The organism is Nonomuraea sp. NPDC050310, from assembly GCF_040655795.1.
In the GTDB taxonomy this organism is placed as follows: Bacteria; Actinomycetota; Actinomycetes; order Streptosporangiales; family Streptosporangiaceae; genus Nonomuraea.
In genome coordinates, this window is record NZ_JBFAKP010000023.1 from 111,454 (window position 1) to 129,099 (window position 17,646).

Here is a 17,646-nt window from a genome sequence, read left to right on the forward strand (position 1 = left end):
ATCCAGGGGTGCGGCTTGCGCCGGAAGGGTTGCGGGCGACTTCGTGATCATGTAACACTGAAGCCGAAATAAATAGGAAAGTTTCCTGTCTGTTCTTGCCTGGCCCACGAAACGATCGGGGGTTCTCCGGGTGTTTCCGACCATTCCCGAGTTACTCGCCGCCCGCGCGCGCAGCGAGCCGGACCGGGTCGCGCTCATCGTCCAGGCGGCCGGCCGCAGCTCCCCCGAGGCGTCCGGCCGTCCAGCCGGGTACGCCGAGGCGGCCGGTCAACCGTCCGGGTCCTCCGAGCGGGGGCGGGTGGCGGCCGAGCTCACCTTCGGCGCGTGGGCCGACGGGGCGGCGCGGGTGGCCGCCGGGCTCGCCGCCCGGGGGGTGCGGCGCGGGGACCGGGTGGGGCTGCTGTTCCCGGCCGCCGAGTGGACCGACTACGCGGTCGCCTTCTGCGGTGTCCTGCAGGCGGGCGCGGTGGCGGTGCCGCTGTCGGACCGGGCCACCGCCCAGGACCGGGCCCGCGTCCTGGCCGACTGCACCGCGACCTGCCTGGTGCACGGCACCGAACCCACCCCGTCGAAGGACACGGGCGCCGCGACCGGCTGGGCCGGACGACAGTGGGGGCTCGGCGAGGTCATGACCGGACCGCCCACGGGGGCGGGCGAGGCAGCAGCCGGACCGGGCGGGCCGAGCCCGGACCCGGCGAGGGCAGGGGCGGGCGGGCTGCCTGCCGTACGGCCTCAAGATCCGGCGCAGATCCTCTACACCTCCGGCACGACCGGCCGCCCCAAGGGCGTGCTGGCCACGCACGCCAACCTCGCCTACGGGCTCGGCGGGCGGCGGCGGCCGTTCGCGCACTCCAAGCACCTGGTCCACGCCTTCCCGATCGGCACGAACGCCGCCCAGACCATGCTGCTGACCGCGATCGACGCCGCCCCGGCGGTGGTCACGCTGCCGCACTTCACGCCGGGCCGGTTCGCCGCGCTGATCGAGAGCTACCGCGCCGGCACCGTCTTCCTGGTGCCCGCCATGGCGATCGAACTGCTCAACGCCGGCGCGCACGAGCGGCACGACCTGTCCAGCGTGCTGCTGCTCGGCTCGGCCGCCGCGCCGCTGCCCGGCCCGGTGGCCCAGCGGCTCGCGACCGCCTTCCCGAAGGCGGCGATCACCAACTACTACACCTCGACCGAGGCCGCCCCCGCTCAGACGATCATGATGGTCGATCCCGACCGGCCGGGCAGCGTGGGCCGGGCCGTGGCCGGCGGGAGCGTGCGGATCTGCGGCCAGGACGGCACGCCGCTGCCGCCGGGCGAGACCGGCGAGGTGTGGATGCGCTCCCCCGCCGCCCCGCGCGCCTACTACGGCGACCCGGCCAGCGACGTCTTCCGCGACGGCTGGGTGCGCATGGGCGACCTGGGCTACCTGGACGAGGAGGGCTACCTCTACCTGGTCGACCGGGAGAGCGACGTGGTCAAGTCGGGCGCGTTCAAGGTCTCCACGCTGCGGGTCGAGGAGGCCGTCTACGCGCATCCGGCGGTCGCCGAGGCGGCGGTGCTCGGGGTGCCGCACCCGGTGCTGGGCCGGGCGCTGACCGCGGTGATCGTCACCCGCGCCCCGCTGTCCGCCGAGGAGCTGCGGCTCTTCCTCCGCGACCGGCTGGCGCCGCACGAGGTGCCCGCCCAGGTGCACACCGTCGACGCGCTGCCCCGCAACCGGGGCGGCAAGGTCGACAAGCGTCAACTCATGGGAGCGTTCAAATGATCGAGGCTTCGCCGGCCCAGCGCGGGATGTGGGTCACCGAACAGCTGACCGAGGCCGGGTCCGCCTACCACGTACCGCTCGTCGTGCGCTTCTCCGCCGGCCTCGACGCCCCGGCCCTGCTACGCGCCTGCGCGGCGGTGGCCCGCCGGCATCCCGCCCTGTCGGCGGCGATCCGCGAGGAGGGCGAGCGCCTGGTGCTGACGCCGGGCGCGCCGCCGCTGGTCGAGCAGGTGGACGCCGAGCTCGACGAGGGGGCGGTCCGTCGGCCGTTCGACCTGGAGCGGGGCCCGCTGGCGCGGTTCACCCTCTACCGGGACGCGCTGCTGTTCGTCGCGCACCACCTGGTGTTCGACGGCTTCTCCAAGGAGATCCTGCTGCGCGAGCTGGCCGGCCGCTACCGCGAGGAGCTGCTGGTCTCGCAGGCCGCCGCCTACTGGGCCGAGCACTGGCGCGAGCCCGGCGAGACGATGGTGGCGGGCGTGCCGCTCAAGGCGCGGCACGCGGGGCCGGCGCGGGTCGTCGAGTTCACCGTCGCGCCGGACGTGCCGGGCCTGTCGCGGTTCGAGGTGCTGCTCGCCGGGCTGCACGTGCTCCTGCGCGGGTACGGCAACGCCGAGGTGGTCACCGCGATCGACCTGTCCACCCGCACGCCCGAGACGAGCGGCGAGATCGGGACGTTCGTGAGCGAGCTGCCGGTCGCCTCCGTCCCCGGGCCCGGCCAGAGCTTCGCGGAGTTCGGCCGGGAGCTGCACGACCGGCTGCGGGAGGTCTACCGCTTCCGTGCGGTGCCGCTGGCGGCAGCCGTACCGCACCTTCGCCCGCACGCGGCGCTGACGCCGGTGTCGGTGAGCTTCCGCGGCCGCTCCGAGCCGGATCCGGTGTTCGAGGGCGTCGAGGCGGAGGTGGACTGGGCGGTGTTCAACCACGCCGTGCGTGGCGCGGTGCACCTGCAGTGCGTGGACGGGCCCGGTGGGGTGCGGGTCAGCCTGCGGCACCTGCCCGAGGTGGACGGTCCGCGACTGGCCGCGGACCTGTCCGGCCTGCTGGAGCGGGTGGTCGGCGAGCCCGGCGTGCTGCTGGGCGACCTGGTCGCCTTCGACACCGTCGACACCGTCGACACCGTCGGCACCGTCACCTCCGGGGTCGCCGCCTCCGCCGCACCGGCGGCGGCCCCCGCGCCTGCCGGATCGGAGCTGACCGAGCAGGTCCGGCAGATCTGGGAGGAGGTGCTCGGCCTGTCACCCGTCCTGGACGACGACGACCTGTTCGACCTGGGCGGCCACTCGCTGACCATCACCCAGATCATCGCCAGGATGGAGCGCAGGCTCGGCCTGAAGGTCGAGCTGGACGACTTCTTCGACAACCCGACCATCGCCGGCGTCATGGGGACGATCTCCCGTGCGGACTGACGACCTGGAGCTGCTCCTGCTCATCCGGCACTTCGAGCTCGCCCTGCTGGAGCTGTTCGACCGGGGCGAGCTCAACGGGACCACGCACACCTGCCTGGGGCAGGAGTACGTGCCGGTCGCCCTCGGGCCGCTGCTGCGCGAGGACGACCACGTGTTCAGCAACCACCGCGGCCACGGCCACTACCTGGCGAGGTACCGCGACTTCGAGGGGCTGCTGGCGGAGATCATGGGACGCGAGGGCGCCGTCTGCGGGGGCGTCGGCGGCAGCCAGCACCTGTATCGCGAGCACTACCTGTCCACGGGCGTCCAGGGGCAGAGCCTGCCGGTCGCTGCCGGGGTCGCGCTGCACCTGCGCGGCAGCGGCCGGCTGGCCCTGGCCTACATCGGCGACGGCACCTGGGGCGAGGGCGCCGTCTACGAGGCGCTCAACCTGGCGGCGCTGTGGGAGCTGCCGCTGCTGGTCGTGGTCGAGAACAACGGCATCGCCCAGTCCACCCCGACCGACCGCCAGATGGCCGGGAGCATCGCCGGGCGGGCCGCCGCCTTCGGCCTGGACCACTGGCTCACCGCCTCGGCCGACCTCGGCGAGATCCGCGAGGAGCTCACGCCTCGGCTGGAGCACGTGCGCGCCGGCCGGCCGCTGGTGGCCGAGTTCGTGACCCACCGGCTCGGCCCGCACAGCAAGGGCGACGACACCCGCGACGCCGAGACCCTCGAACTGGCCCGCAAGCACGACTGGTACCCGCCCTTCGAGGGCGGCGAGGCCGACCTGGCGGCGCGGGCGCGCATCCGGGCGATCCGGGAGGAGGTGGCCGCGCGGCCATGCGTGTAGTGGAGAACCTCAACCTGGCCCTGCACGGCCTGCTGGCCCAGGACCCGCGGGCCTACCTGCTGGGCGAGGACATCGCCGACCCGTACGGCGGCGCCTTCAAGGCCACCCGCGGCCTGTCCACCCGCTTTCCCGAGCGAGTGCTCAGCACCCCGATCAGCGAGGGCGCGATCACCGGCGTGGCCGGCGGGCTGGCCCTGGCCGGGGACACCGCGATCGTCGAGATCATGTTCGGCGACTTCGTCACCCTCGCCTTCGACCAGCTCTGCAACTTCGCCGGCAAGTCCGTCTCCATGTACGGCAGGCGGCTGCCGCTGCGCATGATCGTGCGCTGCCCGATGGGCGGCGGGCGCGGCTACGGCCCCACGCACAGCCAGAGCCTGCAGAAGCACTTCATCGGCATGCCCGGCCTGGCGCTCTACGAGCTGTCGCCCTTCCACGACAACGCCGCCGTGCTCACCGGCATGCTGGAGCGCGGGGAGCCGGGCATCCTGTTCGAGGACAAGGTCCTCTACACCCGGCAGATGCACCAGGTGGACGAGGTGTTCCGGCTGCGCGTCGAGGACGGGCTGGCCGTCGTCGACGTGGACGACCGGCCGGACGTGGTGATCATCGCGCCGGGCGGGGTGGCCCACCGGGCGCTGGCCGCGCTGCGCGGGCTGCTGCTGCAGGAGGAGATCTCCGGGCGGCTGCTCGTGCCCTCCCGGCTGTTCCCGCTCGACGTCGGGGCGCTGCTGCCGCATCTCGGCCCGGCGGTGGTCGTGGCCGAGGAGAGCAGTCCCGGCGGGACCTGGGGCAGCGAGGTGGCGCACCTGCTGCACGCGGAGCTGTGGGGGCGGTTGCGGCGGCCGGTCACGCTGGCGCACTCGCGCGCCGGGGTCATCCCCACCGCGGCCCGGCTGGAGAGCGCGGTGCTGCTGAGCGAGTCCACCATCCGTCATGCCGTGCTGGAGGCCCTTCGTGGGTGATGTGGTCCTGCCCAAGCTCAACAACAACGACAGCGAGTACCTCCTGGTGGAGTGGCTGGTCGGCGACGGTGCGCCGGTCCGGGCCGGGGAGGCGGTGGCGGTGGTCGAGACCTCCAAGGCCGCCTCGGACCTGGAGGCGGTGGCGGACGGGGTGCTGGCTCACCTCGTGCCGGCGGGGACCTGGTGCGCGCCGGGGGCGGTGCTGGCCCGTGTCACGCTGCCGGGGGCTTCCACGCCTGGTCCGGCTGTTCCTCTGGCGGGTGCCGGTTCGGCTGGGCCGGTGATCACCGAACCCGCGCGCCGGCTCATGGCCGAGCTCGGGGTGACCGAGGCTGAGGTGGCTGCGCTCGGGGTTCCGCTTGTCCGGCGGGGTGAGGTGGAGGCTGTCGTGGCCCGCCGCGACCAGGCGCCGGGCTCCGCCGTACCCCTTCCCACCGACGCGGCGCCGGAAGGGACCCCGGGTGGCGGGACCTGGCCCCCGGAGAGGGACCTGGGTGGCGCGGCCTCTCCACCGGAGAGAGCTCTGGGGGGCGCGGCCACTCTCCCGGAGGCGGGGAGGGGTGGCGCGGTCGAGTTGTCGCGGGTGCAGCGGGCGGTGGCCAGGGCGGTGACGGTGTCCCACCAGAGCATCCCGGCCGCCTACACGGTGATGCGCTTCGACGTCGGCGAGGCGCTGGTCCGGGCCGAGGAGCTGACCAGGAGCGTGCGGCGGCCGATCGGGCTGGCCGAGCTGACCGTCGCCGCCCTCGCCCGGCTGCACGAGCGCTTCCCGCTCTGCTACGCCACCCTCGACGGGGACCGCGCCTGGCTGGCCGAGACGCCGCACGTGGGGGTGACCTTCGACCTGGGCGAGGGGCTGTTCGTCCCGGTGGTGCACGATCCGGCGGGCCTGTCGTGGAAGGAGCTGGCCACCACGATGATGCGCTACCGGGTGGCGGCCGGCACCGGCCGGTTCGCCGAGGCCGACCTGGCCGGCGCGACGATCACGCTCACCCTGCACACCGAGCCGGACGTCGTCCTGGCCGTGCCGTTCGTCTTCCCCGGCCAGGTGTGCGCGCTGGCGCTCACCGCGCCCCGCGAGGAGGGCGGCAGGACGGTCGCCGACGTCGGCCTGGCCTACGACCACCGGCTGATCAACGGGCGCGACGCCGCCCGGTTCCTGACCGCGCTCAAGCAGGAGGTCACGACCCCGTGACGGAGACGCTCACCGAAGCCAAGCGGGCGCTGCTGGCCCAGCGGTTACGCCGCCGCGCGGCCCGCACGATCGAGCCGCGCCCGGCCGGCGTCCTGCCGCCGCTCGCGCACGCGCAGGAGCGGTTGTGGTTCCTGGACCAGTACGAGCCGGGCTCGACCGCGTTCGTGGTGCCGTCGGTGGTCCGGGTGCGCCGCCCGGTCGACGAGCACGAGCTGCGGGGCGCGCTGACCCGGCTGCTGGCCCGGCACGAGGCGCTGCGGATGGGCTTCCGCGCCGACGAGGAAGGCCGCCCCGGGCTGGTGCTGCACGACCCCGGGCACCCGGCGCTGACGGTGTGCGAGGCGGACGGCCTGGAGGAGGCGATGGACCTGGTCCACGCCGAGCTCGCCGTGCCGTTCGACCTGGCCGCGGACCTGCTCCTGCGGGTCCTGCTGGTACGGCTGGCGCCCGACGACCACGTGCTGCTGCTGAAGTCGCACCACATCGTGGTGGACGGCTGGTCGGCCGAGATCGTGCTGCGCGACCTGCTGGCGCTGCACGACGGCCAGGTGCTGGAGCCGCTGCCGATCGGCTACGGCGACTACGCCCTGTGGGAGGCGGGCCGCGACTACAGCCGCGAGATCGGCTACTGGCGGGCGCGGCTGGACGGGCTGGCGCCGCTGGAGCTGCCGACGGACCTGCCGCGCCCGCCGGTGCGCCGGGACGTGGGCGCGGGCACCCCGGTGCGGGTCCCGGCCGAGACGGTGAGCAAGCTGGCCGAGCTGGGCGCCCGGGCGCAGGCGACGCCGTACATGACGACGCTGGCCGCCTTCCAGGTGCTGCTCGGCAAGCTGGCCGGGCAAGAGGACCTCGCGGTCGGCACGCCGGTGGCCGGGCGCGGCCTGCCGGAGCTGGACGGCCTGGTCGGCATGTTCGTGAACACCCTGGTCATGCGGGCCGACCTGAGCGGCGACCCGACCTTCGAGGAGTACCTGCACCGGGTGCGCGAGTCGTGCCTGGACGCCTACGCCCACCAGGACGTGCCGTTCGACCGGCTGGTCACCGAGCTGAACGTGCCGCGCGACGTGAGCCGCTCGCCGCTGTGCCAGGCGGTGTTCGCGCTGCAGAACTTCGCCCAGCACAGCGACCCGGCGGTCGAGCCGCTGGCGGTGGCCGAGACGAGCGCGCGCTCGGACGTGTGCCTGTACCTGTTCGAGACCGGCGGGGAGCTGACCGGGACGCTGACCTACAGCACCGACCTGTTCACCGAGGCGAGCGCGGAGCGGCTGGCCCGGCGGTTCGAGACGCTGCTGCGCTCGATCGCCGCCGACCCCGGGGCGCGGCTGTCGGACCTGTCGCTGCTGGCGCCGGGCGAGCTGGAGCTGCTGGAGTCCTTCGCCACCGGCGAGCCGGTGCGGCCGCTGCCGGCCAGGCTGCTGCACGAGGTGCTCGGCACCGGCGACGGGATCGCGGTGACCTGCGACGGCGTCTCGCTCAGCTACAGCGAGCTGGACCGGCGCGCCACCGAGCTGGCCGTGGCGCTCCAGCACCGAGGCGTCGGGCCGGACGTGCGGGTCGGCGTGCTGCTGGAGCAGTCGGCCGAGGTGGCCGTGGCGCTGCTGGGCGTGCTCAAGGCGGGCGGCGCGTACGTGCCGCTCGACCCGAAGGCCCCGCGCGAGCGGCTGGACTACCTGCTCGGCGACTGCGGCGCGGTCGCCGTCGTGACCGACCGCGCCGACGTGCCGGGCGCGATCCCGGTGACCGCCCGGGCCGAGGGCGAGCTGGCCGATCCGGGCACCACGCCCGAGCACCTCGCCTACGTGATCTACACCTCGGGCACGACCGGCCGGCCGAAGGGCGTGGCGGTCCAGCACCGGCAGATCCTCACCTACCTGGCCGGGGTGCGCGAGCGGTTCGAGATCGAGCCCGGCTCGGACTTCACGCTGATGCAGTCGCTCGCCTTCGACTTCGGCATCACCGTGTTCTACCTGTCGCTGCTGACCGGCGGCACGCTGCGGCTGCTGGACCCGCAGACGCAGGAGCTGCCGGAGACCGACTACCTGAAGCTGACCCCCTCACACCTGGCCTCGCTGCTGGCGGCCGACCCGGCGCAACCGCTGCCGCGCAAGCTGCTCATCCTCGGCGGCGAGGCCTCGCGCTCGGCGTGGGCGGCGGAGCTGGCCCGCCGGACCCGGGTCGTGAACCACTACGGGCCGACCGAGGCGACGGTGGGCATCACCACGCACGAGGTGACCGGCGCCGAGACCGAGCCCGCGCTGCCGATCGGCCGGCCGCTGCCGGGCGCCCGGGTGCTGGTGCTGGACGAGCGGCGGCGGCCGGTGCCGGTGGGCGCGGTCGGCGAGATCTACCTCGGCGGCGACCGGCTGGCGCGCGGCTACCTGGGCCGGCCCGAGCTGACCGCGGAACGCTTCGTCGAGCACGAGGGCGAGCGCCTGTACCGCACCGGCGACCTGGGCCGCTGGCTGCCCGGCGGCGAACTGTGCTTCCTGGGCCGGCGCGACCTGCAGGTCAAGGTCCGCGGGCACCGCGTGGAGCTGGGCGAGATCGAGGCCGCGCTGACCGCGCTGGCGCAGGTGGACCAGGCCGTGGCCGAGCTGCGGGGCGAGCGGCTGGTGGCCTACCTGGTCGGCGAGCGGCTGAGCGTGAGCGAGCTGCGCGCGGCGCTCGGGCGGACGTTGCCGGACTACATGGTGCCCACGCACTACGTGTGGCTGCCGGAGCTGCCGCTGAAATCGCACGGCAAGGTGGACCGGGCGGCCCTGCCCGAGCCCGAGCAGGAGCGGCCCGAGCAGGAGGCGGGGTACGAGCCGCCGGACGGGCCGCTGGAGGAGGCGGTCGCCGAGGTCTGGGGCGAGGTGCTCGGCCTCGGCCGGGTGGGCGCTCTCGACGACTTCTTCGACCTGGGCGGGCACTCGCTGCTGGCCGCGCAGGTGATCGCCCGGCTGCGGCGAAGGCTGCCCCGGCCGGTCAGCATCCTCGACCTGTTCCAGAACCCGACCGTGCGCGGGCTGGCGGCGCTGGCCGACACGGAGGCCTCCGACCGGCTGGTCCACCGGCTCACCCCCGCGCAGCGGGCGCAGGCCAGCGTGGTCTGCGTGCCGTACAGCGGGGGCAGTGCGGCGATCTACCAGCCGCTGGCCGACGCGATGCCGCCCGGCCAGGCCGTCTACACGGTCACCGTGCCCGGCCACGAGCTGGGCGCGCACGAGCAGGCCACGCCGGTCGCGGAGATCGCCGAGCGCTGCGCGGCGGAGATCCTGGCCGAGGTGGAGGGACCGCTGGCGTTGTACGGGCACTGCGGGCTGGGCGTCATGCTCACCGTGGAGATCGCCCGGCGGCTGGAGGCGGCCGGGCGCGAGGTGGACGCGGTCTACCTCGGCGGCGTCTTCCCCTTCGCCCGGCCGCGCAAGGGCCTGCGGCGGATCACCGAGGCGATCGAGAAGCTGCAGGGCGACCGGCACTGGGCCAACGGGCTGCGCGCGGCCGGGCTGGACACCGACGGGCTGGGCCGCGAGGAGCTGCAACTGCTCATCGAGAACCAGCGGCGCGGCACCAAGGAGGCCGAGGAGTACTTCACCCGCCTGTTCGAGGAGGAGCCCGAGCCGCTGCGCGCGCCGGTGATCTCGGTCGTCGGCGAGCGCGACCCGGCCACCGAGTTCTACCAGGAGCGCTTCCGCGAGTGGCACCGCATCACCGGCACCACCGCGCTCGTGGTGCTGGACGAGGCGGGGCACTACTACCTGAAGTACCGCGCGGCCGAGCTGTCGGGGATCCTCACCCGCACGCACCACGCCTTCGGCAGCGGCGAGCTGCGCAGGACCGAGGGCTCGACGTGGTGGCTGCACGACGTGTCCGAGGGCGAGGTCGACACCGGGCCTGAGCCGAGCATGCGGCGCTTCTCGGCGGTGGCCGCGGGGCAGCTCGTCTCGATCGTGGGCGGGGCGCTGACCGAGTTCGCCATCCCGATCTGGATCTACACCACGACCGGATCCCTGGTCAGCTTCGCGCTCTTCTCGGTGCTCGCGCTGGTGCCGGGCACGCTGGTCGCGCCGCTGGCCGGGGCGATCGTCGACCGGTTCGACCGGCGCAAGGTCATGCTGGCCGGCAGCACGGCGGCGGGCGGCACCCAGCTCGCGCTGGCATTGTTGCTGTGGACCGACCGGCTGCAGATCTGGCACGTCTACCCGCTGCTGGCGCTGTTGTCGGTGGCGCTGACCTTCCAGCGGCTGGCCTACCAGTCGGCGGTGCCGCAGCTCGTGCCCAAGCGCTACCTCGGGCACGCCAACGGCATCGTGCAGCTCGTCACCGGCACCTCGCAGCTCATCGTGCCGCTCATCGCGGTCGGGCTGATCGCGGTCATCGGGCTGGACGGCATCCTCACCATCGAGGTCGTCTCCTACACCGTCGCCATCGGCACGCTGCTGCTGGTGCGCTTCCCGCGCACCATGGCCGCCCGGCGGCGCGAGTCGCTGCTCGCCGAGATCGCCGGGGGCTGGCGGTTCACCTGGGGCAACCGGGGGCTGCGCGCGATGGTGTTGTGGTTCGCGGCGCTGAACGTCTTCCTGTCGCCGCTGTTCGTGCTGATCACGCCGCTGGTGCTGGGCTTCGCGACGCTCCAGGACGTGGGCCGGGTGGCCTTCGCCGGCGGCATCGGGGCCTTCGCCGGCGGACTCGTGCTGACGATCTGGGGCGGGCCCAGGCGGCTGCGGCTGCGCGGGGTGCTGCTGGCCACGCTCGGGCTGGCCGCGGCGGCGCTGGTCACCGGGCTGCGGGCCGAGCTGTGGGTGGTCGCGATCGGCGCGTTCGGGCTGTCGTTCGCGCTGACCACGGTCAACGGCATCTACGCGACGATCGTGCAGGTCAAGGTGCCCAGGCGCTTCCACGGGCGGGTGTTCGCGCTGAACACCATGGTCGCGTGGTCCACGTTGCCGATCGGGTTCGGGCTGGTCGCGCCCTACGGCACCGCACTGGTGGAGCCGCTGCTGGCGCCCGGCGGCGCGCTGGCCGGGACGGTCGGCGCGGTGATCGGGACCGGGCCGGGGCGCGGCATCGGGCTGATGTACCTGCTGCTGGCCCTGGCGATCACGGTGGTGGTCGGGGTGGCGCTGCGCGTGCGGGTGCTGGCGCGCTTCGACACCGAGGTGCCGGACTCGCCACCCGACGACCTCATCGGGGCCCAGCAGATCAGCGAACGGGCCGCCATCGCAAAGGTGCTGCCGCTCCGCCGCTGATCAGGCGCCCGGCGGCGGCCGTGAAGACCGCGCCGGGCGCTCGCACCCCCAGCGGCTCCCACAGCGCGCCGGGGAGCAGGGTGGCCAGCTCGCCGTCCTCGCCGGTGGCGAACAGCCGACCGTTCAGCCCGGCCAGGCAGCGGGCCCCGTTCGAGGGGCCCGCGTCCTGCCAGCCGTCCCGGCCGAACGGGCGCGACCACAGGCGCCCGGCGGTGGTGGCGACGTAGAAGGTGCAGTCGGCGATCGCCAGGGCCACGGCTCCCGCGGGGGCGGGGCCGAGGTCCAGCTCCCGGGCCTGGGAGGCCGTGCCGAGGGCGAGCAGGCGGGAGTCGGCGGTGAGGGCGTGGAGGCCGACCGCGACGCCGCCCGCGGCCTCGCGGGGGACGGCCAGGGCGAGCAGGGGCGACGTCCGGCGGACCGGCCGCCAGGGCAGGTTCTGGCCGCACAGCTCGCGGGCCAGCAGCCGGCCGCCCGGGTCGGCCGCGTAGAGGGTACGGCCCAGCACCGCCAGGGCCTGCAGCTCGGCGGGCGGCCCGATCACCTCCCAGCGCGGCGAGCGCGGCGCCGACAGCCGGTCCAGGACGTTGCGGGTGACCCGCTCGACGACCGGGTCGTGCAGCGTGTTGCCCCAGTTGACGGTGGCGGCGTTGAAGACGGTGCCCAGCCCGCTGGTGAAGACGCCCATGGTGGCCATGCCGCCCTGCCCGTAGGCGGCCCAGTGGCGCAGGTCGGCGGTGGCGAGCACGACGAAGGACGGCGGTGTGCCGTCCCGCGCGGTGACCCGCGGCACCCCGTCGATCTCCTCGAACTCCGCGGCGTCGGTCTCGTAGCCGAGGCAGCCCTGGCCGAACTTGTCGCCGTCGGTCAGCCCGGTGCCCTCGAAGGCCCAGTGCCCGGCGAAGCGCACGGTGTAGGACTCCTCCAGCATGCGCTTCATGTGCGGGCCCCAGGTCCCGGCCCCGGCGCGGAAGCTGGTGCCGGTCAGGCCGTTCTCGGGCCGGTCGGCGGCGCTCCACTCGGCGGTGGGGTCCTCCAGCGGGTCGCGGTGGCAGACCATGGTCCGGCCGCCGTCCTCCAGGCGGATCTGCCACCACGCGGTGTTGCCCGAGAAGACGGCCAGGTTGCCGCCCCGGCGCACGAACTCCTCCACGGCGTCGCGCATCCCGGCCGACCAGTACTCGTCGTGCCCGTTGACCACCAGGAGCCGGTGCTGTTCGAGCAGGTCGAGGCCGTGGTCGAGGTCGAGGTTGGCGCAGTAGGCGACGTCGTAGCCGGCGGGGCGGAGCCAGCGGATCAGCCCCTCCTCCCAGCGTTCGGGTGGCGGGCCGCCGCCGGGGCGGTCGAAGCTCACCCGGCGGGCGCGGTCCGGCGCCTCGGTCCAGTAGAGGCCCTCGCCGGGGTGGCCGGCGCGGTTGTAGGCCTGCCAGGTGGTGAAGGGCACGCTGACCAGGATCGGCGCGCTCGGGACGGCTTGCCGTACCACGAAGTGCACCTCGTTGTCGGGGCACGGGGCGGCGCCGGGCAGGCCGTACGGCCAGGGGATCGGGGGGCCGAAGCGGGCGCGGTAGAGCGAGGAGGGCCAGGTGGCGGGGATGTCGAGGGTCCAGGTGGGGGCCGTGGCGTGCCCTTCGTGGACGGTCCGGCCGGTGGCGACGTCGGTGACGGTGACCGGGCACGGCTCGGAGACGGTGAAGCGCAGGGAGCCGCCCTGCGGGCAGGAGGTGGCCGCGGCCCAGGCCTCGACGCTCATCGGCGGCCCGCCTCGCTGAGGCCCGGCCCGGTGGGAGCCTCGGCGAGGGCGGCCTCGACGAGGGTGGACTCCAGGCCGCGCAGCCAGGCTTCGATGGCGGGCCTGGGCAGGTAGCGGGTGTCGGCGGTGAGCGAGACGCCCTCCGGGGTGACGTGCACGCAGAAGCGGCAGTTGAGCTTGTCCTGGCTCATCGGCCACGACAGCGTCGTCTTGTCCAGGGCGCGCTCCAGCTCCTCGGGCTCGCACGGCGCGGGCCCGGGGTCGGCGAAGCGCAGGTCGTTGAAGCAGCAGTTCGGGTGGACCGGCTCGCCCCGGCGGGCGCTCTCGGCGGCGACGACGCGGGCGCGGTCGGCCGGGTCGTGGAAGGCGCTGCGGTAGGCGCGCATGGCGGCGGGCACGGCCCGGCGCAGCAGCTCGGCGAAGGGCAGGTCGGTGTCGAGGGTCAGCAGGCCCTCCTGCGACAGGGTGCCGACCAGGCCGAGCGTCTCGCGGCGGAAGCGGTTGGCGACGATCGGCAGCACCGCGCTGATGCCGGTTCCGGCGAGCTTGGCGACCGCGCTGAGCAGCACGGTCGAGGTGGAGGTGGCGTGCCGGGCGGCCAGGGCGCGCACGGCCAGCTCCAGCGCCGGCGAGTGGAGCAGCGCCCGCCAGATGGGCGGGGTGTCCGGCGCGGCGACCTGGGTGGGGAACATCGTCGTGGGCATGCGCTCGTGCGCCTGCGCCCAGTGCTCGGCGGCGCGGGCGGCGACGTGGCGGCCTTCCGGCCCGGCCTGCCAGCGGGCGAGGTCGAGCTGCTGCGGGGCGGCGGTGCGCGGGGCGCGGCCGAGGGCCAGCAGCCGCAGGTCGCGCACGGCGACCTCGGCGCCCAGGCCGTCGGCGGCCAGGTGGCAGAAGGCGAGCACGACCTGGCGGACCAGGCCGTCCCGGACGACGAGCGAGGCGCGCAGCGGCCACTCGGCGGCGTAGTCGAAGCGGGCGGCGGTGAGCTCGGCCAGGGCGGTGTCGGGGTCGTCGTGCGCCTGGACCGGTAACCGGCCCCGCTCGTGCTGCCGCTGGCCGCCGTCCTGGACGAGGGTGCGGAAGGCGCCGTGCCGCTCGACGAGCCGACCGAGCGCGTCGAGGACGACGCCCGGCTCGGTAGCCGGGATCCGGACGATCCGCCCGAAGTTGAAGTAGTGGTCGTCCGGGGCGGTCTTCTGGACGGCGTCCCAGATCGCGGCCTGTCCCCAGGTCAGCGGTGCGGTGCCGGCACCGGGGCCGGCGAACTCGACGATCATCGGGCGGACACGAACGCGGCGAGGCGGTCGAGGTCGTCCAGGAGCTCCAGGCCCTGCTCGGTGAGGTCCACCTCGACCCCGAACTCGCCCTCGATCGCGTCGACCAGCCGCATCTGCCCGATCGAGGTCAGCCCGAGCGCGGTCAGCGGCAGCCCCGACTTGAGCGCCTCCTCGGCGGTGACGGCGTGGTCGGAGACCTCGGCGACCAGCTCGGCCAGGCGTTCCTTGATCATGTCAGCTCCTTCGCGAGGCGCTCCGCCTCCTCGTCCGACAGCTCGCCGAGCTCGGCCAGCAGCAGGTCCTCGACCACCGCGGCCAGTTCGGCCACCGTGGGTCCGGCGAACAGCGCCCGGATGGGCACCTCCACCTCCACCGTCGCGCGCAGCCGGGCGATCACCCGGACCGCGGACAACGAGTGGCCGCCCAGCGCGAAGAAGTCGTCCAGCGCGCCGACCTTCTCCAGCTCCAGCACCTCGGCGTAGACCTCGGCGACCAGCGCCTCGGCGTCGCCGCGCGGGGCGAGGTAGCCGGCGGCGACCGGCTGCGGCCTGGGCAGCGCGTTGCGGTCGACCTTGCCGTTCGGGGTGAGCGGCAGCTTGTCCAGCGGGATGAGCGTCGCGGGGACCATGTAGCCGGGCAGCCGGGCCGCCGCGTGCTCCCTGGCCTCGGCCGGGTCGCCGCCGACCAGGTAGGCCACCAGCAGTTCCTCGCGCACCGCGGCCACCGCCTGCCGGACGCCGGGGGCGCTCTCCAGCACCGCCTCGATCTCGCCGAGCTCGATCCGGTGGCCGCGCAGCTTCACCTGGGTGTCGGTGCGGCCGAGGAACTCCAGCTCGCCGCCGGGCAGCCGGCGGACCAGGTCGCCGGTGCGGTAGACCCGCTCGCCGCCGAACTCGACGAAGCGCTCGGCGGTCAGCTCGGGGCGGCCCAGATAGCCGGTGGCCAGGCCGGCGCCGCCGATGAGCAGCTCGCCGGGCACGCCTTCGGGCAGCAGCGTGCCGTCCCGGCCGACGACGTGCAGCGTGGTGTTGGCCAGGGGGCGGCCGATCGAGACGCGCTCGGGGGCCTCGGGGACCTCCCAGGCACTCGACCAGATGGTGGTCTCGGTGGGGCCGTACATGTTGATCAGGCGGGAGGTGCGCTCGCGCAGTTCGGCGGCCAGCCGGACGGGCAGGGGTTCGCCGCCGACCAGGCCGGTCACCCGGGGCAGGTCCGCGGTGAGCAGCACCCGCCAGCCGGACGGCGTGGCCTGGACGTGCGTGACGCCCTCGGCCCGCACCAGGGCGGCCAGCGCGCCGGCGTCCCAGGCGTCCTCGGCGACGACGAGCCGGCCGCCGGTGATCAGCGGCAGGTAGAGCTCCAGGCCGGAGATGTCGAAGGAGAGCGAGGTCAGTGCCAGCCACACGTCCTTGGGCCCGGCGCCGAGCAGGTCGCGCATGGCGAGCAGGAAGTTGACCAGCGCGCGGTGCGGGATGACGACGCCCTTGGGCCGGCCGGTGGAGCCGGAGGTGTAGAGCACGTAGGCGGTGTCGGCGCGGGTCACCACGGGCTCGGCCGGTTCGGCGCTCACCTCGGTCAGGACCAGCCGCGCGCCGGAGTCCTCCAGTACGAAGGCGACGCGGGCCTCGGGGTAGTCGGGGTCCACCGGCAGGTAGGCCGCGCCGGCCATCGCCACGCCGAGCAGCGCGACGACCATGTCGGGGCCGCGCGGCAGCCGTACCGCCACCAGGTCGCCGGGGCCTACGCCCCGCCGGCGCAGGTCGGCGGCCACTCCCCCGGCCCGGGTGACCAGCTCGCGGTAGCTGAGCCGGTCCACCGCCCGGGCGTCCGGGGTGGCCTCGGCCTGGCGGAGCACCAGGTCGACGACGGTCACGTCGGGCAGGTCGGCGGCGGTGTCGTTCCAGGCGGCCAGCCGCTCGCGCTCGGCCTCGGGCAGCGGTTCGCCGGTGCGCAGCAGCGACAGGTAGCGCTCGGCCATCCGCTCGACCGTCTCGCGGTCGAACAGCTCCTCGCTGTAGATCGCCTCCCCCAGCAGCCCGCCGTCGGCCTGCGGGTAGAGGTCGAGGGTGAGGTCGTGGCGGGCCGGGTGCCACCCGTGCTCGTACGGCTCGGCCGCCAGTCCCGGCACCGGCTCGGCGACCTCGGCCTGCGTGTGCAGCGCGAAGAGGGTCTGGTAGAGCGGGGTCCGGCTCAGGTCGCGCTCGACGCCCAGGGCGGTGATCAGCCGGTCGACCGGGACGTCCGGCCTGGCCATGGCCTCCAGCACCGTCTTCCTGGTACGGCGGAGCAGCTCCTCGGGCGTGGGCGCGCCGGACAGGTCGCACCTGAGCACCATGGTGGTCGACAGGTAGCCGATGGCCCGTTCGAGCTCGGGCGTCGACCGCCCGGCCGTCGGCACGCCGACGCAGAAGTCGTCCTGCCCGCTGTGCGCGGCCAGCAGCCGCTGGTACGCGGTGAGCAGGGCCATGAACGGCGTGCAGCGGGCCTGCCGCGCCCGCTCGCCCACTTCGGCGGCCAGCTCCGGCGAGATGGTGAAGCGCACGACCCCGCCGCGCGTCCCGCGCCGGGCGGGCCGGGGACGGTCGGTGGCCAGTTCCAGGACCGGGACGCCGGCGAGCTTGGCCGTCCACCAGCCGAGGTCGGCCTCCTCGTGCCGCTCCGGCCTGGGCGCCGGCTCGGTGGGCGGGGCGCCCGCGTAGCAGGCCGCCACCTCCTCGCCCAGCACGGTCAGCGACCAGCCGTCGCCGTTGATGTGGTGCAGGACGACGCAGAGCACGTGCTCATCGGGGCCGAGCTCGACCAGCGTCACCCGGAACGGCGGGGCGGCGGCCAGGTCGAAGGCGGCGTTGGTGCGCTCGCGGACGATCCGGCGGGCCTCCTGGTCGTCGCCGGCTCGCAGCCGCTCGAACGCCACCGGTCCCGGCGCTTCCACGACGGCCCGGGGCCGCCCCTCGACCTCCTCGAACCTGGTCCGCAGCGCCTCGTGCCGGGCCGCCACCTGGGCGAAGGCCCGTTCCAGCCGCGGCACGTCGAGCGGGCCGCGCAGGAGGTAGGCGTAGGAGCAGTTGTAGGACGGGTCTTCGGGGTCGAGCTTGGTGAGGAACCAGAGACGTTCCTGCCCGTAGGAGAGCACTGTCGTCCTCTCGACTTTCTTTTAAGAAAGTTTCCTATTAGAAAGGAGTATTCCATGATCTTCACGGCCCGGCAAGCGTTTTGCCCGGGCTTGGGAGAGCT

The 17,646-nt window shown here is 74.5% G+C and carries 10 protein-coding genes; 6 read left to right on the plus strand and 4 right to left on the minus strand.

The annotated features are described in order from the left end of the window. The first annotated feature begins 130 nt into the window (after positions 1-130). Genes AB0I67_RS35995 through AB0I67_RS36020 form a run of 6 tightly spaced genes read left to right on the plus strand, consistent with a single transcriptional unit; the run spans position 131 to position 11,385 of the window. Positions 131-1,753 carry a class I adenylate-forming enzyme family protein gene (locus tag AB0I67_RS35995; RefSeq protein WP_357933239.1) on the plus strand — a complete coding sequence of 541 codons (1,623 nt, stop codon included), beginning with the start codon at positions 131-133 and terminating at the stop codon, positions 1,751-1,753. Next, positions 1,750-3,162 (plus strand): condensation domain-containing protein, encoded by a 1,413-nt coding sequence (locus AB0I67_RS36000; RefSeq protein WP_357933242.1) that lies wholly within the window; start codon positions 1,750-1,752, stop codon positions 3,160-3,162. The genes AB0I67_RS35995 and AB0I67_RS36000 overlap by 4 nt, the downstream gene beginning before the upstream one ends. Next, positions 3,152-3,994 carry a thiamine pyrophosphate-dependent dehydrogenase E1 component subunit alpha gene (locus AB0I67_RS36005; protein ID WP_357933245.1) on the plus strand — a complete coding sequence of 281 codons (843 nt, stop codon included), beginning with the start codon at positions 3,152-3,154 and terminating at the stop codon, positions 3,992-3,994. Before AB0I67_RS36000 ends, AB0I67_RS36005 begins: the two co-directional genes overlap by 11 nt. Continuing rightward, complete coding sequence (locus AB0I67_RS36010) at positions 3,985-4,959, plus strand: transketolase C-terminal domain-containing protein (RefSeq protein WP_357933248.1); 975 nt, start codon at positions 3,985-3,987, stop codon at positions 4,957-4,959. The genes AB0I67_RS36005 and AB0I67_RS36010 overlap by 10 nt, the downstream gene beginning before the upstream one ends. Next, the gene (locus AB0I67_RS36015) at positions 4,952-6,154 is read left to right on the plus strand and encodes a 2-oxo acid dehydrogenase subunit E2 (protein ID WP_357933251.1); all 1,203 of its coding nucleotides are present in this window, start codon (positions 4,952-4,954) and stop codon (positions 6,152-6,154) included. The genes AB0I67_RS36010 and AB0I67_RS36015 overlap by 8 nt, the downstream gene beginning before the upstream one ends. After that, entirely contained in the window at positions 6,151-11,385 is a 5,235-nt protein-coding gene (locus tag AB0I67_RS36020; RefSeq protein ID WP_357933254.1) for an amino acid adenylation domain-containing protein, read from the plus strand. Before AB0I67_RS36015 ends, AB0I67_RS36020 begins: the two co-directional genes overlap by 4 nt. Here the strand turns inward: AB0I67_RS36020 and AB0I67_RS36025 are convergent. The 4 genes from AB0I67_RS36025 to AB0I67_RS36040 are packed head-to-tail and all read right to left on the minus strand — an operon-like array spanning position 11,339 to position 17,545. After that, a complete protein-coding gene (locus AB0I67_RS36025; RefSeq protein WP_357933257.1) occupies positions 11,339-13,135 on the minus strand; it encodes a N,N-dimethylformamidase beta subunit family domain-containing protein in 1,797 nt (598 codons plus the stop codon). The two genes, AB0I67_RS36020 and AB0I67_RS36025, sit on opposite strands and share 47 nt — an antisense overlap. After that, positions 13,132-14,412, minus strand: coding sequence for a condensation domain-containing protein (locus AB0I67_RS36030; RefSeq protein WP_357933260.1), 1,281 nt, complete (start codon positions 14,410-14,412; stop codon positions 13,132-13,134). The genes AB0I67_RS36025 and AB0I67_RS36030 overlap by 4 nt, the downstream gene beginning before the upstream one ends. Next, positions 14,409-14,645, minus strand: coding sequence for an acyl carrier protein (locus AB0I67_RS36035; RefSeq protein WP_357933263.1), 237 nt, complete (start codon positions 14,643-14,645; stop codon positions 14,409-14,411). Before AB0I67_RS36035 ends, AB0I67_RS36030 begins: the two co-directional genes overlap by 4 nt. Next, complete coding sequence (locus AB0I67_RS36040; protein ID WP_357933266.1) at positions 14,642-17,545, minus strand: amino acid adenylation domain-containing protein; 2,904 nt, start codon at positions 17,543-17,545, stop codon at positions 14,642-14,644. The genes AB0I67_RS36035 and AB0I67_RS36040 overlap by 4 nt, the downstream gene beginning before the upstream one ends. Positions 17,546-17,646: the final 101 nt, after the last annotated feature.